The organism is Pseudomonas sp. SWRI50, from assembly GCF_014269095.1.
GTDB lineage: Bacteria > Pseudomonadota > Gammaproteobacteria > Pseudomonadales > Pseudomonadaceae > Aquipseudomonas > Aquipseudomonas kermanshahensis.
In genome coordinates this window covers 36,730-53,840 of sequence record NZ_JABWRW010000006.1, presented here as the reverse complement: position 1 = coordinate 53,840, position 17,111 = coordinate 36,730, and the positions used below count along the sequence as shown (strand labels likewise).

General features: G+C 66.2%; 12 protein-coding genes. All 12 read right to left on the bottom strand.

The genetic code is table 11. The annotated features are described in order from the left end of the window. Positions 1–47: 47 nt before the first annotated feature. A complete protein-coding gene (locus tag HU750_RS08755) occupies positions 48–344 on the bottom strand; it encodes a chorismate mutase (protein WP_186678668.1) in 297 nt (98 codons plus the stop codon). 57 nt (positions 345–401) lie between these two features. After that, a complete protein-coding gene (locus HU750_RS08750; RefSeq protein WP_186678665.1) occupies positions 402–1,187 on the bottom strand; it encodes an ABC transporter ATP-binding protein in 786 nt (261 codons plus the stop codon). A gap of 11 nt (positions 1,188–1,198) precedes the next feature. Next, positions 1,199–1,954, bottom strand: coding sequence for an ABC transporter permease (locus tag HU750_RS08745; RefSeq protein ID WP_186678662.1), 756 nt, complete (start codon positions 1,952–1,954; stop codon positions 1,199–1,201). A 10-nt stretch (positions 1,955–1,964) separates the two neighbouring features. After that, positions 1,965–2,717, bottom strand: coding sequence for an ABC transporter permease (locus HU750_RS08740; protein WP_027593767.1), 753 nt, complete (start codon positions 2,715–2,717; stop codon positions 1,965–1,967). Between the two features lie 356 nt (positions 2,718–3,073). Beyond that, positions 3,074–5,521 (bottom strand): TonB-dependent receptor plug domain-containing protein, encoded by a 2,448-nt coding sequence (locus tag HU750_RS08735; protein ID WP_186678660.1) that lies wholly within the window; start codon positions 5,519–5,521, stop codon positions 3,074–3,076. 64 nt (positions 5,522–5,585) lie between these two features. Then, positions 5,586–7,829, bottom strand: a complete 2,244-nt coding sequence (locus HU750_RS08730) for a TonB-dependent receptor (RefSeq protein WP_186678658.1) — start codon at positions 7,827–7,829, stop codon at positions 5,586–5,588. 303 nt (positions 7,830–8,132) lie between these two features. Further along, entirely contained in the window at positions 8,133–9,191 is a 1,059-nt protein-coding gene (locus HU750_RS08725) for an ABC transporter substrate-binding protein (protein WP_027593764.1), read from the bottom strand. After that, on the bottom strand, positions 9,188–10,252 hold the full coding sequence (locus HU750_RS08720) for an ABC transporter substrate-binding protein (RefSeq protein WP_186678656.1): 1,065 nt from the start codon (positions 10,250–10,252) through the stop codon (positions 9,188–9,190). The genes HU750_RS08725 and HU750_RS08720 overlap by 4 nt, the downstream gene beginning before the upstream one ends. An 18-nt stretch (positions 10,253–10,270) precedes the next feature. Beyond that, positions 10,271–11,422, bottom strand: a complete 1,152-nt coding sequence (locus HU750_RS08715; protein ID WP_186678654.1) for an LLM class flavin-dependent oxidoreductase — start codon at positions 11,420–11,422, stop codon at positions 10,271–10,273. 451 nt (positions 11,423–11,873) lie between these two features. Then, positions 11,874–13,733, bottom strand: a complete 1,860-nt coding sequence (locus HU750_RS08710) for an ABC transporter ATP-binding protein (protein ID WP_186678652.1) — start codon at positions 13,731–13,733, stop codon at positions 11,874–11,876. Continuing rightward, positions 13,726–15,501, bottom strand: coding sequence for an ABC transporter ATP-binding protein (locus tag HU750_RS08705; RefSeq protein ID WP_186678644.1), 1,776 nt, complete (start codon positions 15,499–15,501; stop codon positions 13,726–13,728). Before HU750_RS08705 ends, HU750_RS08710 begins: the two co-directional genes overlap by 8 nt. 133 nt (positions 15,502–15,634) lie before the next feature. Further along, positions 15,635–16,867 (bottom strand): acyl-CoA dehydrogenase family protein, encoded by a 1,233-nt coding sequence (locus HU750_RS08700; protein ID WP_186678643.1) that lies wholly within the window; start codon positions 16,865–16,867, stop codon positions 15,635–15,637. Between the last annotated feature and the right edge of the window lie 244 nt (positions 16,868–17,111).

Genomic DNA, 17,111 nt, shown 5'->3' with positions numbered 1-17,111 from the left:
GCTGCTCCTACCGAGTTCGCGTAGGGCAGTGTCGAACCCGTCCAGGTTCACTCACGGCTCAATGCGGCATGCAGTTTCAGCTCTTCATCGATAAAGGCCGCAATCATCGCCCGGTACACCCGTTCCACCACGTCGGGCGACGCCCCGGTATCGCTGGCAATTGCACGCACCTTGGCAATCACCTGCTCGACCCGCGCCGGTGCGCGCACATCGTCGCTGGTCTTCTTGAAGGTGGCTGCCTGGGCGACCAGTTGGCCGCGTTGGGCGAGCAGCGCGACCAGGTTCTGGTCGATGTGGTCGATGCGCGAGCGAACGTCCTCGATCGATGTGCAACGTACGTCCATGTAGGGGGCTCCATGTTGATGGGCAAGCAAGTCGACCGACATTAGCACAGGCGCAGCTCAATGCCCCACCAGCTCACCCAGCAACCGCTGTTTGTACGCGTGCAGCACCGCACTGTCGCGCTCACGCGGGTGCGGCAGGTCGATGTGCAGGTCCTCTCGGATTCTGCCAGGGTGGGCATCCATCACGATCACCCGGTCACCCAGGTACAGCGCCTCCTCGATGTCATGGGTGACCATGATCACGGTGCACCGCTCCTGCACCCAGATGCGCTGCAGCTCTTGCTGCAGCCTCACCCGGGTCAGGGCATCGAGGGCGCCGAGCGGCTCGTCGAGCAGCAGCACCTTGGGTTTGTTCACCAGCGCCCGGGCAATGGCCGCGCGCTGGGCCATGCCCCCGGAGAGCTGGTGCGGGTAGGCGTGTTCGTAACCGCTCAGGCCCACCAGCTCGATATGCTCAGCCACCAGGCGGGCCTTGTGCGTGGCTGGCATGGTGTGGTTTTTCAGGGCCAGGGCGATGTTCTGCTGCAAGGTCATCCATGGGAACAGGCGGTGGTCCTGGAACACGATGCCGCGTTCCAGGCCCGGCCCGCGCACGGGTTGCTGGTCGAGCAGGATCTGCCCGTGATAGTCCTGGTCGAGGCCGACGATCAGCCGCAGCAGCGTGGACTTGCCACAGCCGCTGGCGCCGACAATGCTGACGAATTCGCCAGGTTGGATGTTCAGCTCGATGTCCTTGAGCACTTGCATCGGCTTGCCCTTGAGGGCGTAGGTCTTACTCAGGCCGCGAAGGGTCAGTGCGCCGTGGGTGGCGGTGGTGGGTAGAGCATGGGCGATGGCGTTCATGGTCGGGCCTTTCAACGGGTCGGGCGCCAGCGCAGCAGGCGGCGGGAGAGGAGGGTGCAGAGCCAGGACATCAGGTAGCCGCACAGGCCGATGCACAGCACGCAGACCACGATGATCTCCATGCGCGCGCCGGCTTCGGCGGTCATCATCAGGCTGCCGAGGCCGGCACCGGAAGACAGGAACAGCTCGCTGCCGACCGAGGTCACCCAGGCGAATGCCAGTGCCTGCAGCACGCCAGCGGCGATGCCCGGCAAGGCGGCAGGCAGCAGGATCAGGCGCAGCTGCTGGGCGCGGCTGAGCATCAGCACGCGGGCGGCTTCACGGTGCTGGCCCTCGACCTGGCGCAGGCTTTCGAAGGTGTTGAGCACCATGGGGTACAAAGCCGCAAGGCTGACGATCAGCAGCTTGGCGCTTTCGCCGTTGCCCAGCCACAGGGCGATCAACGGGATCCAGCCCAGCATCGGCACCTGGCGCAGGGCATGGAACAGCGGCGCGATCAGGCGGTTGGCAGGGGCGGACAGGGCCATCAGCGCGCCCAGCCCGATGCCACCGACAATGCCCACCGCCAGGCCGGTGCAGGTGCGCACCAGGCTTGCCCACAGGTTGATCAGCAGCTCGCCGCTGCCCAGCAGTTCGACCCATGCCGACCCTACCTGCGCCAGTGGCACGAAGGCGTAGGCGCCGGCGGCGTCCTGGCGCGAGGCGTATTCCCAGGCGCCGAGCAGCAGCAATGGCAGCACCAGGCCTCGGGTATTGTGTAGCTTCATTACTGCCTCCTCAGCGGCTTTGCCAGCCAGACAAGCGCCGCTCCACGCGGCGCAGGGCAAAATCCAGGGTGAAGCCGATCACACCGGTGATCACCACCCCGACCATCACGACATCGATACGCAGCATCTGCCGGCCCATTTCGATCATCTGCCCCAGCCCGCTGTCGGCGGCCAGCAGCTCGCAGGCCACCAGCACCACCCAGGCGCGGGTCAACGCCACGCGCACGCCGGTGACGATCGCGGGCACGGCAGCGGGCAGGGCAATACGGCCGACCAACGTGGTCCAGCGCAGGCGGTACACCGCTGCGACCTCGAAGTGACTGCGCGGGATCGCGCGTACCCCTTCACAGGTGGCCAAGGCCACGGGGAAGAACGCGGTCTTGGCGACGATGACGATCTTGAAGGTTTCATCGACGCCAAACAGCAGCACGAACATCGGGATCAAGGCGATGCTGGGCACCTGGCGAAGCGTGTGAAACAGCGGTGCGCAGTAGGCCTCCACGGTGTATGACAAGGCCAGCGCCGTGCCGAATGCCAGGCCGCCGAGCGCGCCGCCGACAAAGCCCAGGGCCAGGCGCGAAAGGCTGCCGGATAGGTGCTCCTGCAGCTCGCCGGTGGCCAGCAGTTCGGTGAAGCTGTGCCAGACCTCCAGCGGTGGCACCAGCAGGTTGGCAGGGAACAGCCCAGCGTTGGCCAGCACGGCCCAGAGTGCGAGCAGGGCTGCAGGTGAGATCAACCAGGAGAGGGGCGAGAGCAAGCGCATGGCGGGCCTTGGGGGAGCAGACGATAGAAAGGGCTATCGCAAGAGCTGTGCCAGGCGCTGAAGGCCCGGAAATACGGGGGCTGAAAAGGAGGTGGTGCTGGAGCAGCACAGGGCTGCTGCTCCAGCAGCAGGTCGTCAGCACTACGTTCTGGCTTCTTCGCGGGCAAGCCCACACAAGTACGCAGAGTACAAAGATCGCAAGCGAGTTGCTGACCCTGTGAGAGCAACTGTCTTGTGGTGCTTGTTCTGGCCTCATCGCTGGCAAGCCAGCTCCCACAGGTGCGGCGCTAGCTTTGGAGGCTACACAGTTCGGGTGGGAGCGGGCTTGCCCGCGAAGAAGCCAGCGCGGTCGCTGATCAGAAATCGTAACTGACGCTGGTGTAGTAGAACGCCCCCTGCGCTCCCTCGGGGCTGGTGATGGAATACTTCGGCACCCCATACAGCTGCGCGCCTTCGAGCTTGTCTGGGTGGCTGTCGAACAGATTGATCGCGCCCGCCGACAAGGTCAGGCCCAGGTCGAAGCGGTACGACACATCCAGGTCGGTCACCCACTGCGCCGCAAACGTCTGGTCCAGCGCCGGGTTGGCGGCGTTGCGGCTCTGCCATTCGCCATAACGGCGTTGGGCCACAGTGACGCTCCAGCCGTCATACAGCCAGTTGGCGCTCAGGGTCAGTTTGTCCTTGGGCGTACCGTCCTCGATCAGGCCTTGGGTGTTGCGGCCGATGATCTGGTTGCCGGGGATGCTGCCCACGTCGTCCAGCCCGGTGATACGGGTGTTGTTGCGCGCATAGCCGCCGTTGAAGTCCAGCCGGCCCCAACCGCCCAGCTCGAGCTGGTAGTGGCCGGCCAGCTCGAAGCCATCCGTGCGGGTGTCGGCGATGTTGGTGTAGAACGCCGCACTCTGGATATTGGCGTAGGGCGTGCCGGCAAAAATCGGCGTGACCACTGACGACGGCAACTGGTCGGACAAGGTGATGCGGTTGTCGATGTCGATGCGGTAGGCATCCAGCGTCACCGAAGCGTTGGGCAGCGGGCGCCAGACCAGGCCCACGGAGAAGTTGGTCGACTCTTCGGGCTTGAGCGACTTGCCACCCAACAGCGCCGCTTCCGGGCTGTCGGCTCGCAGGGTGCGCTGTTGCACCTCGACCCAGTTGCCACTGCCCGGCGGTTGCTCCACCACCTGCACGCTGAACGAGGACAACCCGCTCTGCACCAGTGAAGGCGCGCGGTAGCCGGTGCTGGCGCTGGCCCGGGCGGCGATTTCGGGTGTGAAGTCATAGCGCAGCGACAGTTTGCCGTTGGTGGTGTCGCCAAAGTCCGAGTAGTGCTCGCTACGTACCGCCACGCCGGCCTGGAATTTCTCGGTGAGCTGGGCTTCGACATCCAAGTAGGCGCCGATCACCCGGCGGTCGAGCGAGACGGCATCGACCTGGGTGATGCCCGAGTAATAACCGGGAATACGCCGGCCAGAAACCGGGTCGACGGTGTTGAACAGCGGCCCGTTGGACCAGCCGGCGGCGTCACCCTCGGTCAGGTCGAAGTTCTCCTGGCGCCAGGCCAGCCCTGCTGAAACGGTCAGTGGCTTGAACAGCCAGTCGTTGGCGAAGTCGCGTGTCCAGTCCAGGGTCAGGTTGGTCTGGTCGGCTTCGCGCCGGCCGGTGTAGATGGTCGAGGGGCTGGCGGTGCCCCAGCTGGGGTTGATGGCGTCGCGGTCGGTGGAGTCGACGCGGTTGTTGCCGTAGTTCAGCGCCAGGTCGAAATTGCCCAGTGCTTCATTCTCCAGGCGCAGGCCACTGGTGACGGCGAAGTCTTCCAGGCCATAGCGGGTTATTGGCAAGCGGCCGTCGGGGTAGCGCGCCAGCGCCACGCTGCCGTAGTTGTTACGCAGGGTGGTGGGCGGGTCGAAAAAGTTCTCGGCGTCGGTGTTCTTGTGCGCGTAGGTGGCGAAGCCATAAGCGCTAAGGCCCTCGCTCAGGCCCATCTCGGCGTTGGCGGTGAAGTTGTACTGGTCCGAGACGTTGCCCGAGCCCCAGCGCCAGTTGCGGTAGCGGTTGTTCTGCTCACGCGGGGTGTCGATGCTGGTCGAGCCGGGATAGAACAGGCGGTTGTCGTCGCGCGTGTCGCTGGCTGGGTCCTGGCTGCCAGCGTCGAAGGCCAGGGTAAGGAAGCCGTCGTTGGGCAGGGTAAAGCCTTTCCAGCCACTGAGCTTGCGTTGCAGGCCATCGCCTTTCTTGTAGCCGCCGAAGCGGTAGCCGGCGTTGCCGCCGTCGTCGCGTTCCTTGAGGACGATGTTGATCACCCCGGCGATGGCGTCCGAACCGTATTGGGCGGCGGCGCCATCGCGCAGGATCTCTACCCGCTCGATGGCCGACAGCGGGATCAAGCTGAGGTCCACTGCCGCCGCGCCGCGGGCGTTGACCAGGCCTTGGCGGGTAACGTTGGCGCTGGTGTGGCGGCGTTTGCCGTTGACCAGCACCAGCACCTGGTCGGAAGCCAGGCCGCGCAGCGAGGCGCCCTGGGCGATGGAGCCGGCAAAGGCGCCTTGTGGCGATTGCGGGAAGCTGAACGACGGTGACAAGGCCGTGAGCGCGGCGGACAGGTCGCTGGCGCCGGTTTCCTGCAGTTTTTCGCCACTCAGGACGTCGACGGGCGCAGCGCTTTGCAGGGCGGTGACGTCGCTGCGGTGGGTGCCGACCACGACCACGGTGTCGAGGTTGGTGGCGGGTTCGGCGGCGAATGCGGGCACGGCAAGGCTGCCGATGGCCAGGGCGATGGCGCTGGCCAAGGGGGTGTGGTGGAGCATGGGGATGTCCTTTTAGAAGGCGTGGGTGCCTTGGGGCTGCACAGCAGCCCCAAAGGCAGAAAAATCAGAAGCGGCTGGTGACACTCAGCCCGACCGTGCGTGGGTCGCCATAGGTGATCACGTACTGCCCGGCAGTCCCGTTAGGCCGGCCATGCACCTGGTAGCGGCGGTCGGTGAGGTTGTTGACGAAGCCGGTCACGCTCAGCTTGTCGTCGGGGCTGAACCAGGTCAGGCGGGCGTTGGCCAGGGTGTAGTGGGGCTGGCTGAGGGTTTCGTCAGCGCTGCTCTGGCGGTCGGCAAGGAAGTATTCCTTGTCGCGGAAACTCACGTCGCCGCCGGCTACCAGCTTGCCGCCGACCTGCAACGGAAAGGTGTAGTCGGCACCCAGCGACACCACGTTGCGTGGCGAGCGCACGAAGCTGTTGCCGCTGTAGTCGCCGGTCACCGCGCCAGTGGTGGGGTTGGTGTTCTTGAAGTCGGTGTATTCGGTGTCGAGGAAGGACACCGCCGCACGCACGTGCAGGCGGTCGGTCGGCTGGCCTTCGATCTCCAGCTCCGCCCCTTTTACCTTGCCCTTGGCGCCGTTGGTCAAGGCGGTGGTGAGCACGCCGTTGTTGACCGTCAGCAGGTTCACCTGAATGTCCTTGTAGTCGTAGTAGAAGACGTTGGCGTTAACCGTCAGGCGGCGGTCGAACCACTCGGATTTCAGGCCCAACTCGTAGGCATCCAGCTCTTCCGGGTCCACCGTGGTCAGCTGTGCAAGGCTGGTCGATAGCCCTGTGTTGAAGCCACCAGAGCGGAAGCCATGGGCATAGCGGAAGAACACCCGCAGGTTGTCGTTGATGCGGTACTCGGGGGTCAGGTCGTAAGTCCAGGCTTCCCAAGTCTTGTCTTCCTGGCGATTGCCGTTGGTGCCCACGCCTGCCAGCGGGATCAGCGGGCCGTTGGCGGTGGTGCGGGTCAACTGGGTCAGGTCCAGGTCGATGTCTTTTTTCTCCTGGGTCCAGCGCAGGCCACCCGTCACGCTGAAGTCATCGGTGAAGTCGTAGGTGAGGTTGCCAAACAGCGCGTAGCTGTCGGTGCGGTGGTCATAGCCCAGGTCGCGGAACGCGGTGGTGCCGACCTGGTTCGAACCGGTGCCGTTGGGTGTCGGGCCCGGGGTGACGATGCGCTGGGCCGCGCTGTCGAGGTCCTCATGGAAGTAGTGCGCGCCTGCCAGCCAGTGCAGCGGGCGGTCTTCCGGCGATGCCAGGCGCAGCTCCTGCGACCACTGGCGGTAGCTGTTGTCGGTGATCGACGCGCCGTTGACCTCGTATGGGGTGTAGTCGGCGTCGCTGGTCGAGCGGTTGCGGATGTAGTCGTAGGCGCTGATCGAGGTCAGGGTGTAGTCGCCCAGGTACCAGTTGAAGGTCAGCGACGCGCCGTCGTGGTCGAGGCGGTAGTCCTCGTTGACGTTGAGCGAAATGTCGCGGCCATTGGGGCGCTCGTAACCGACGTTGTAGTAGCGGCCCACCGGCAGCGAGCCGTTGCTGCCATCGCCCTTGAACTGGCGGCTGTGCAGCTTCAGCAAGGCGTCCAGGTCGGGGTTGAGCTGGGCGAGGAACTGCAGGCGGATGGCTTTCTTGTTGACGTCGCCATAGGTGTTGCCGTCGAAGTCGTTGTGCTGGAAGCCATCGCGTTCTTCGGAGTACAGCGACACCCGGCCGGCCAGTTTTTCGTCCACCAGCGCGCCGCCGATGGCACCGGTGAGGATCCGTTCGTTCTTGCTGCCGACGCCGACTGTGCCGTAGCCGTCGGTGTCGAAGGTCGGCTTCTTCGAGATCACGTTGACCGCGCCCGCCGTGGTGTTCTTGCCATACAGGGTGCCCTGCGGCCCGCGCAGGATCTCGATGCGTTCGAGGTCGAACAGCGGGCCGCCGCCGGCGATCGGTGCATTGAGGTAGACGTCGTCGGCGTAGATGCCCACTGGGTAGACCGTCGCGGCGCCGGTGTCACCGGTGCCCAGGCCACGGATGTACCACCGCGGCCGGCCATCGCCGTCGGGGTTCTTGGCCGAGGCGTTGGGCACGAAGGTGGTGATGTCGCCCATCGAGCGCACGCCGTCGGCAGTGATGCTGGTGCCCTTGATCGCCGACACGGCGACCGGGACTTCCTGCAGGGTCTGCTCGCGGTGCTGGGCCGTGACGGTGACGGTTTCCAGGGCGGGCTCGGTCTTGGCGTCTTCGTTGGCGGCGACGGCCTGGCCGCCGGTGCCGGCCAGCAGCAGCGCGAGGCTGATCTGGCGGGCCAGTGGGTGGAGCTGGTGCATGGTGAATCTCCCCGTATGTAAAGCGTTGTTGGGGAGAGCTAGAGCAGGGACTGTGCCATGTTTGTAAGTTTTTGAATTATATGAATTTAATTGGTTTTTTAGGGGGCTGTTGCCGGTAGGGCAGCAGTGGGGTGCTTGGCGGGTGCTGCTGGGGCAGCAGCGTTTGGTTGAGCGTGTTGGGGCCGCGTTGCGGCCCTATCGCCGGCAAGCCGGCTCCCACCCGAACTGTGTAGCCTCCAAGGCTAGCGCCGCACCTGTGGGAGCGGGCTGGTCCCGCGAATGGGGCGCATAGCGCCCCCAGGGTCACACAGCCAACCGCGAAGTCGAGCCGATCACACGCTCCAGCACGCTGAAGTCGATCCACTCCCGCACATCGAACCGGCGCGGTATGAACCCCCACCTGAACAGGAACTCGGTAAAGTCCTGCAGCGCATCGATCGAGCGGCTGTCCAGGGTCGTGCGCAAGCGCCGGTGGGCATCGTCGCCATAAGCCGCAGCCACCCAGTACTCGCTGGTGTTCAGCTCACGGGCAAGGAAGCGCCGGGTCTCTTCCGGGTTGGCCCACGCCCACTGCTCGGTGCGCAACACCGTGTCGACCAGTGTACGGCTGGCATCGAAGTGCTCTTCCAGCAAATGCCGGTCCACGGTCAAGGTGCGCGGTGTGCCGTTGTTGCTGCGGATCAGCGGGTCGGGGTGGCTGCCGGTATCGACGACTACACGCAGGCCAAACTCGTGGGCCAGGTGCACCGCATGGGCGCCCTTGAGGAAGATCGCGTCGATGTCGCCGCGCAGCAGGCCGATCAGTTCGTTGTTGCGGCGGCTGAAACGGCTGGTGTCCAGGCTCACTTCGGCGCCATACAGGTGCTGCTTGGCGTCGTCGCTGTAGGTACCGCCGTAGGGGTAGTCGACCAGTTCGACATCCGCCACGCTCAAGCCTTCGAGCTTCAGCGCGTTTTCCAGCCCGCGCAGGGCCTGGGCGCGGGTGAAGTCGATCTGCACGTTGGCCCACTTGGGCAAGCCGAAGCGGCGGTTTTTCAGGTCGCGGATACTGCGCACACCGCTTTCTTCGGTGGTCAGGATCAGTTGCACTTCATCGCTCCACGACAACCCCAGCACGCGGGTCTCGACACCACTGGCGTAGGCCCAGATTGCTGGGATGTTGCCGCCGTGGCGTACTGAGTTCTGCAGGTGGTGGTCGTAGTGGGCTTCGCGCACTTCCCGTTCGCTGGATTCGCGTAATGACTGGATGTTGGTGCCGAACGGCGCAAAGGCCTCGGCCAGGCGCCCGGATTGCACGGCGATGCCGAGGCCGGTGGGCACAGGGCTGTGGGTGTACCAGAGCGTTTCCAATGGCTTGGTCATGGGGTAACGGGCTTCCTGTCCAGGGGAGTGGGGGCCAGCAAGTGGTCCAGGGGTTGGCGGGCGATCCAGTCACGTACCTCGAACCGGTTGGGGATGAAGCGCCAGCGTTTGAGAAATTCGACAAAATCCTGCAGGGCGTCGATAGCCTGGTCATCCAGGCGGGTGCTTAGGCGCAGGTGGGCATCGGCGCCGTACGCGACCGTGACCCAGTATTCGCTGCTGTTGGTTTCACGGGCCAGGTAGCGGCGGGTTTCGTCCGGGTGCTGATGGGCCCAGCGTTCGGCGCGCAGTACGGACGAGAGCAGGGTGCGCACCACCTGCGGGTGTTGCGCCAACAGGTGGCTGTCCACAGCGAGGGTGCGCGGCGTGCCGTTGTTGCTGCGGATCAACGGGTCGGGATGGCTGCCGGTGTCTATGACCGTGTGCAGGGCAAAGGCATGGGCCAGTTGCACGGCGCTCGCGCCCTTGAGAAAGATCGCATCGACCTCGCCGCGCAACAGCCCGGCCAACTCCAGGTTGCGGCCTTCGCTTTGCGTGCTGGACACCGGTGTACCCGCCACATTGCGCACTGGGCGGTCGCTGAAGGTGCCGTCGTAGCGGTAGTTGACCAGCGCGACGTCGCCCACTTGCAGGCCTTCGAGTTTAAGGGCGTTTTCCAGCCCGCGCAGGGCTTGTGCGCGGGTGAAGTCGATCTGCGCCGAGGCCCAGTCGGGCAGGCCGAAGCGCCGGCCCTTGAGGTCCTTGACCGTGTGGATGCCGCTGTCCGGGCGGGTCAGGATCAACTGCGCTTCATCGGCCCAGGACAGGCCGATCACACGGGTTTCGCGGCCTTGCGCGCGGGCCCAGATGGCCGGGATGCTGCCACCGTGGCGGACCGAGTTGAGCAGGCTGTGGTCGAAGTGCGATTCGCGCACGGCCTGCTGGTCGGCTTCGCGCAGGGATTGTACCTGGGTGCCAAGGCTGGCCAGGTCATCCTGCAGCCAGCCTTGCTGCACGGCGATGCCCAGGCCGGTGGGGACTGGACAGCGGGTGTACCAAAGGGTATCGAGGGGTGTGCTCATGTTCCGGCTCCGTCGGGTTCAGGCGCTGGCCTTGAAGGGGGTGGTGGCGGCAGCCTGTTGCACCAGGGGCAGCACTTCCTGGCCGATGCGCAAGGCTTCTTCCAGGTGCGGGTTGCTGGCCAGAATGAATGTGCTGAAACCCGCATCACGGTATTCGGCCAGGCGCTCGGCGATGTTCTGGTGGCTGCCCACCAGGCCCACGGTCGGGCCGGGCTTGGCCTTGGCGAAGCCGGCCCACAGGTTGCGCGCCAGGATCAGTTCGTCGAAGCCTTGCAAGCCTTGGTGATAGGCCGCCTGGCGAGCGCCGCCGACCGAGTCGGAGCCGGTCACGAAGCCCTTGGCCGAGGCGCTGGCCTTGCCTTCCAGGCGCTCGAACTGCTGGCGCAATTCCTGCCACGCCTGTTCCTCGGTCTCACGGGCGAACAGGTCGACGCGCAGGCCGAAGCGCACCGTGCGCCCTTGTTTGTCGGCCAGTTCCCTGACCCGCTCGATGTGCGGTTTGAGCGTGTCGATCGGCTCGGCCCAGTTGAGGTACACATCGGCGTGGCGCGCCGCCACGTCCAGCGCTGCATCGGAAAACCCGGAGAAGTACACGCCCGGTTTGCGCTCGTGTTGCAGGCCGGGTGGCAGGCTGCCGTTTTCCAGGCGATAGATGTCGCCGTCGTAGGAAAATTTGTCCTGTGCCCATAGGCCCTGGATCACGTCGAGGAACTCACCGGTGCGCTTGTAGCGCAGGTCATGTTCGAGGAAGTCGCCGTTGGCCCGCTGGCTGGCCGGGTTGCCGCCGGTGATGATGTTCCAGTCCAGCCTGCCACCGCTGAGGTTTTGCAGGATCGCAGCCTGCTGTGCCGCATAGGCGGGCAAGGTCCAGGTGGCCTGGAACGCGATCAGAAAGCGTATGCGGCGGGTTTCGCGGGCCAGCGCTGCAGCAGCGATCCACGGCTCGGGGCCGGTGGGCAGCAAGGCACCCTCGAAACCTGCCAGCTCGGCGGCCTTGGCCACCTGGGCGATGTAGTCGATGTAGGTAAAGCCGTCGCTTTCGCCGTTGGGCAGGCGACCGGGGGCGATGTTGCCGGCGCGGTGCTGCGGGTTGCCACGGTTGTGGCGGTCGGTGGACAACTGTGGGCCATCGGTGCCCAAGGGCAGGCGCCAGAAAAATTCGGTGGTCATGGGGGCTCCTGAAGGGGAGGTTGTGCGGATGGAGAGGGTGGTGCAACGGCTGTGCCATGCGTGGCGTTGGGCTTGTGCGGCGGGGGCTTGCGGTGCAGGAGAGGGGCGGGGTGCTGCTGTGGCAGCAACCGGGAAGCAGTGGATGCTGGGAGAGCAGCATGGGGGCTGCGGGGGGCAGGGCTTGAGTTTTGCGGTGCCTGGGAGATCGAGCGCCGCCCGCGCGGCGCATCGCGAGCAACGCTCGCTCCTACGTTTGTTTCGGGCCAATCATTCCTGGGGCAAACACGCGCGACCGCCTTGGCGCATGGCTCGGTACTGCGTCGAACAAACAAGGCGTTCGCGCGCCCCTGTCACAGGCGTTATTGGCCGAAAACAAACGTAGGAGCGAGCGTTGCTCGCGATGCGCCGCGCGGGCGGCGCTCGATCTCCCAGGCGCTGCACCTCCCAAACCTTACACCTGGCACGACTCGCCCCTCTCGGCCACAACCTCCCCGGCACTGCGCAAGTACGCCTCATACAACGCCGCATAAGCCCCCCCACGCTCAATCAGCTCGGCATGCGCCCCTTGCTCCACCACCTGCCCATGGCGGACCACGGCGATGCGGTCGGCATCGCGGATGGTCGCCAGGCGGTGGGCGATGATGATCGCCGTGCGCCCTTGGCAAAGCCGCCGCAAGGCCTGCTGGATACGCCGCTCGGTGTGCACATCCACCGCCGAGGTGGCCTCGTCTAGCACCAGTACCGCCGGGTCGGCCAGGTAGGCGCGCACCAGGCACACCAGTTGCCGTTGGCCATGGCTCAGGTGCGCGCCCAGGGGCCCGACTTCGGTGTGGTAGCGCTGTGGCAGGCGCTCGAGCACTTCGTCTGCCCCCAACTCGCGGGCAGCTGCCACCAGGCGTGCATCGTCGGCACCAGGTGCCGCCAGGCGCAGGTTGTCGAGGATGCTGCCGCTGAACAGCACGTTGTCCTGCAGCACCACGCCGACGTTGCGCCGCAGGTCATGCTGGGCCAGTTCGCGAAGGTCGATGCCGTCCAGTTTCACGGCGCCGCGTTGCACTTCGTAGAAACGCGTCAGCAACTGCACCAAGGTACTTTTGCCATGCCCGGACGGGCCGACGATGGCCAGCACTTCACCGGCGCGGATGTGCAGGTCGAGGCCATCGATCACCGGGCGCGGGCCATTCGGGGTGTAGGCGAAACCCACCTGCTCAAAGTCCACCTGGCCGCGTGCCCTGGCCAGCGGGCGGGGTGATTGCGGGTCGAGTACCTGTGGGCGGGTGTCGAGCAGCAGGAAGATCCGCTGCGCCGACGCACTGCCGGTGGCATAGCGCTCGAACAGGTCCGACAGCTCTTGCAGTGGCCCCAGGAACAGGAACACGTAGAACAGGCTCTCGGCCACCTGGCCGACAGTGACCTTGCCTTCGGCCAGGCCGTGGGCGCCTACCAGCAGCAATACGGCCATGCCTGCCGTGCTCAGCAGTGCCGTGAACGGCGCGAACCAGCCGGCGCGCAGGCTGCCGCGGATCAGGGCCTGGTTGAAGTCCTCGAGCAGGCGCCGGTAGCGCGTCTGGTTTTTTTGTTCCTGGCCACATTGCTGAATCAAGCGCACGCCGCTGACGCTCTCGACCAGGTGCGCGGTGAAGCGGCTGCGCTGTTCGGCGACCTTGGCCCAGTTGCGTTGCGACACCCGTTTGAAGCGCCAGGTGGCCAACGCCAGCAGTGGCACCGTGGCGGCCAGGCTGTAGAAGAAGCTCGGCTCGATGCGCCACAGCATCACCGCCGCCAGGCCGCAGCGCAGCAGGGCGCCGAGCAGTTCTGGCGGGCCTTGCACCAACAACGGTTCGAGCGCATCGACATCACGGTCAACGCGGGAAATGATGCGCCCGGCGCGGGTCTGGTCGAAGTAGCTCACCGACAGCGCCTGCACGTGGGCAAACACCTTCACCCGCAGGTCGTTGAGCACGCGGATCGCCGCCCGCCCAGCAATGAACTGCGACACGCCTGCCAGCAGGAAGCGCCCCAGCCAGCTGGCCACCAGGCCCAGGCCGAGCCACAGCACCAGGCGTTCGTCCAGCAACCAGTGATCGGCGCTGGCCACCAACCCCTTGTCGAGCAGCTCGCGGACGAACCAGGGCCGCAGGAACACGGTGAACACCAGCAGCAGTTCGATGCCGATCACCGCCAGGATTTGCCGGCGAATGGGCCGCAGCAGCGGCAACAGGCGGTGGAACATGCCACGGTCCAGGGCCTGGCGCGCCAGGTGCTGCTCGATCTCGATATCGCTGGGGGCGTTGTTGGGTGCATTACTCATGGTCGATCCCCAGCAGGTCGCGGTAGTGGGCATTGTTCGCGCTCAGCTCGGCATGGGTGCCACTGGCGCTGATGCGGCCGTTCTCCAGCATCAGTACCCGGTCGGCCAACAGCAGGGTCGAAAGGCGGCTGGTGATCAGCAGCAAAGTCGGCCCCTGGCCCGTGTCGCCGCGCAGGCGGCGGATGTTGTGCAGCACCTGGCGCTCACCCAGGGCATCCAGGGCGCTGGTGGCGTCGTCCAGGCACAGGATGTCTGGCGCGCCGAGCAGTGCGCGGGCCAGGCACAGGCGCTGGCGCTGGCCGCCGGAGAGGGTCACGCCACGGTCGCCCAGCGGCGTGTCGAGGCCATGGGGCAAGCGTTCGAGTACATCGTCTGCCGCCGCCAGGCGCAGCCCTTCGCGCAACTCAGCGGCGCTGGCATTGGCTGCCGCCAGGCGCAGGTTGGCCGCCAGGCTGTCAGAGAACAGGAAGCTTTCTTGCGGCAACACCTGGACGCGTCGGCGCAGGTCGGCCAGGTCGAGCGCGCGCACATCCTGCCAGCCCACGGCGTCACTGCCGACCAGCACGGCGCCGCCTTGCACGTCGGCCAGGCGCGGCAGCAGGCTGGCCAGCAGGCTCTTGCCGGTGCCCGTGGCGCCGACCAGTGCCACCACCTCGCCGGGCTGCAGGGTCAGCGAGCAGTCCTGCAGGATGGCGCGCTCGCCCGTAGGGGCGCTGACGCGCACCTGGGCCAGTTTCAGGCCCAATGGCCCAGGGGGCAGGGTAGCCTGGCCGCCAAGGATCGCCGGTTGCTCGTCCAGCAGTTGCCAGATGCGCTCGGCGCTGGCGCGGGCATCGGCGAAGGTCTGCATGACCCGGCCGATGCCTTCGATACGGAACACCAGCGTGGTGGCCACCAGCAGCGAAGTGACCAGCTCGCCGATGCCCAGCGCGCCCGCCGCTACGCGGTGGGCGCCGTACACCAGGATCCACACATGCCCCAGCGCTACCACCGCCTGTGGCAGCGGGATGCGTGAGCTGGCATAGGCCAGGGCCGCGCGCGCGTGGCCGGTGAACACGCCAACCTGGTGGGCGAACCGCTCGATGCGCTGGCCCTCCAGGCCGAACGCCTTGATCACGCGCACGCCACCGATGCCTTCTGCCAGGTCCTGGCTGACCTGGTCGTAGGCAGCGCCCACGGCGCGATCGAGCGTGACCAGGCGATCGGTCTGCACGACGAACAGCCACAGCCCGGCCCCGGTCAACAGCAGCGGCACCAGGCCGAGCAGTGGGTCATACCAGCTCAGCAGCCCCACGGCGGCCATTACCACCAAGGGGGTTTCGATGATCTGTCGCCAGAAGGTGATCAGCGCATCGCGCACCTTGTCGGCGTCGCGGGTGGTGCGGGTCACCAGTTCACCCATGCCGTGGCGCCAGTGGTAGCCCAGGTGCAGGCGCTGGACCTGCGTGAGGATGCGCTCGCGCAGGCGCGTCAGCAGCGCCTGGCTAAGCACCAGCGACAGCACCGCGGCGGCGTATTGCAGCGCACCACGGCCCAGGGCGATGGCCAGCAGCAGCCACAGCCAGTGCCAGGCCACGGCGGCATCCAGGCTGCCGTCGGGCAGGCGTACCACAGCGCGGCCAGCGCTGACATCGTCGACCGCGTGGCCGATCAGCCATTGCTGCCAGACCAGGCCAAGGTTGCCGGCGATGTACAAGGCGGTCACGAGGCCGAAGCGCCAGGGCATTTCACGGTAGATGGCCAGGGCGCGAAGAAGAGGGTGGTTCATGTAGAGGCTCGGTACTGGGGCTGCTACGCAGCCCATCGCAGGCAAGCCAGCTCCCACAGTGACGGTGGCGTGGCTTGGTGTGTGGGCGCTGGCTTGCCTGCGATGGGCCGCGCAGCGGCCCCCAGGGTTAGGTTCAACGGCGCGTTGCGCCCTGGGTTTCCTTGGCATTGAGCACGGCGGTGTACTCCCCTGGGTCGGCGCCATTGAGGTAGTAGTTGCCGACGTTGTGCAGCCGCCAGCGAATGGGGTCATGGGTGGTATGCACCCGGGCGTTGCGCCAGAAGCGGTCGAGGTTCCACTTGCTCAACGAGGCACTGGCCCCGAGCAGGGAAAACAGGTCGCTGGAGATCTTAAGTGACGCCGCATCGGAGTGGGCGCGGGCAGTGGCCACCGAGAGAATCAGTTCATCCTGCAGGGCTTTGTCCTCCGGGTCGCGCTCATGCGCGTCGAACACCCGTGCGGCATCGCGCAGTACCGACTCGGCACCGCGCAGCGCCACGGCGTACTCGCCAATCTGGCGAATCACGTGCGGCTCGTCACTGGCGCGGTCCACGCCACTTTCCACCCAGGCCCGGGCATGCTCGCGCAGGTAGTCGACGCCTGCCTGCAGCGCGCCGGCGGCGATACCGGTGTCGATGGCGGCATGAAGAATCTGCGGGAAGGTCAGCCCTGTGCGCTTCATCGGGCCGGTTCGCCGCGACAGGTAACGCTCGTCGAGCACGATCTCGTCGAAGTTGACCGTGCCGCTCACCGAGTTCTGCTGGCCGAAGGCCTGCCAGTCATCGACCAGGGTCAGCCCAGGTGTGTCGCGGTGCAGCAGCACACCGACGCCGCCGTCTTCGCTGGCGGCCGTCAGCGAGATCCAGTCGGCCAGGTAAGAGCCGGTGGAGTAGAACTTGCTGCCATTGAGCACCAGCTTGCCATCGGCGCGGCGCTCGACCCGGGTTTTCAGGGCGAACTTGTTCTTGCCGCCCACCTCGGCCAAGGCATTGCCGAAACGCTTGCCGGCCAATACGTCGGCGATCAGGCGGTCGCGCACGTCGTCGGCGTAGCTGGTGAAGATGCCGCGCAGCATCACGTTGTGGATCTGCAGCAGTTGGCCGACACCGCCGTCTGCGGTGGAGATCAGGCGCACGGTTTCGACGATGGTTTGCACCGAAGCGCCAAGGCCGCCGAATTCGGCCGGTACGGCGATGGCGGTGAGACCGCTGCTGGACAGCAGGTCGGCCTGGCGGCGCGGCAGCTGGCCGTTGTTGCTGGGGTCGGCGGCGAGCACGGCGATTTGCGCGGCGACCTCGCGGGCGGCGGCGATGGCTTCGGCTTCGCTGGTCAGGCGGTGGATAGGGCTGGGTTCGATGGCGCTCATGGGTCGTCTCGCAAGGGTCTTTAAGGGCCAGTGCGCCTGCTTCGCGGGCAAGCCCGCTCCTACAGGTGAAGTGCCGGTTTCAAGGGCAATGAAGGTCCTGTGGGAGCGGGCTTGCCCGCGAATGGCCGCACCGCGGTCTCATAGCCTTGAGCAAGTTCTTTGCCATGACTCACCAGGCCCCGTGTTGCTTGGCTTCGGGCCGCGCCTGCTGCCCCAGCAACAGCTCGCCTGCTGATCTGGCAGC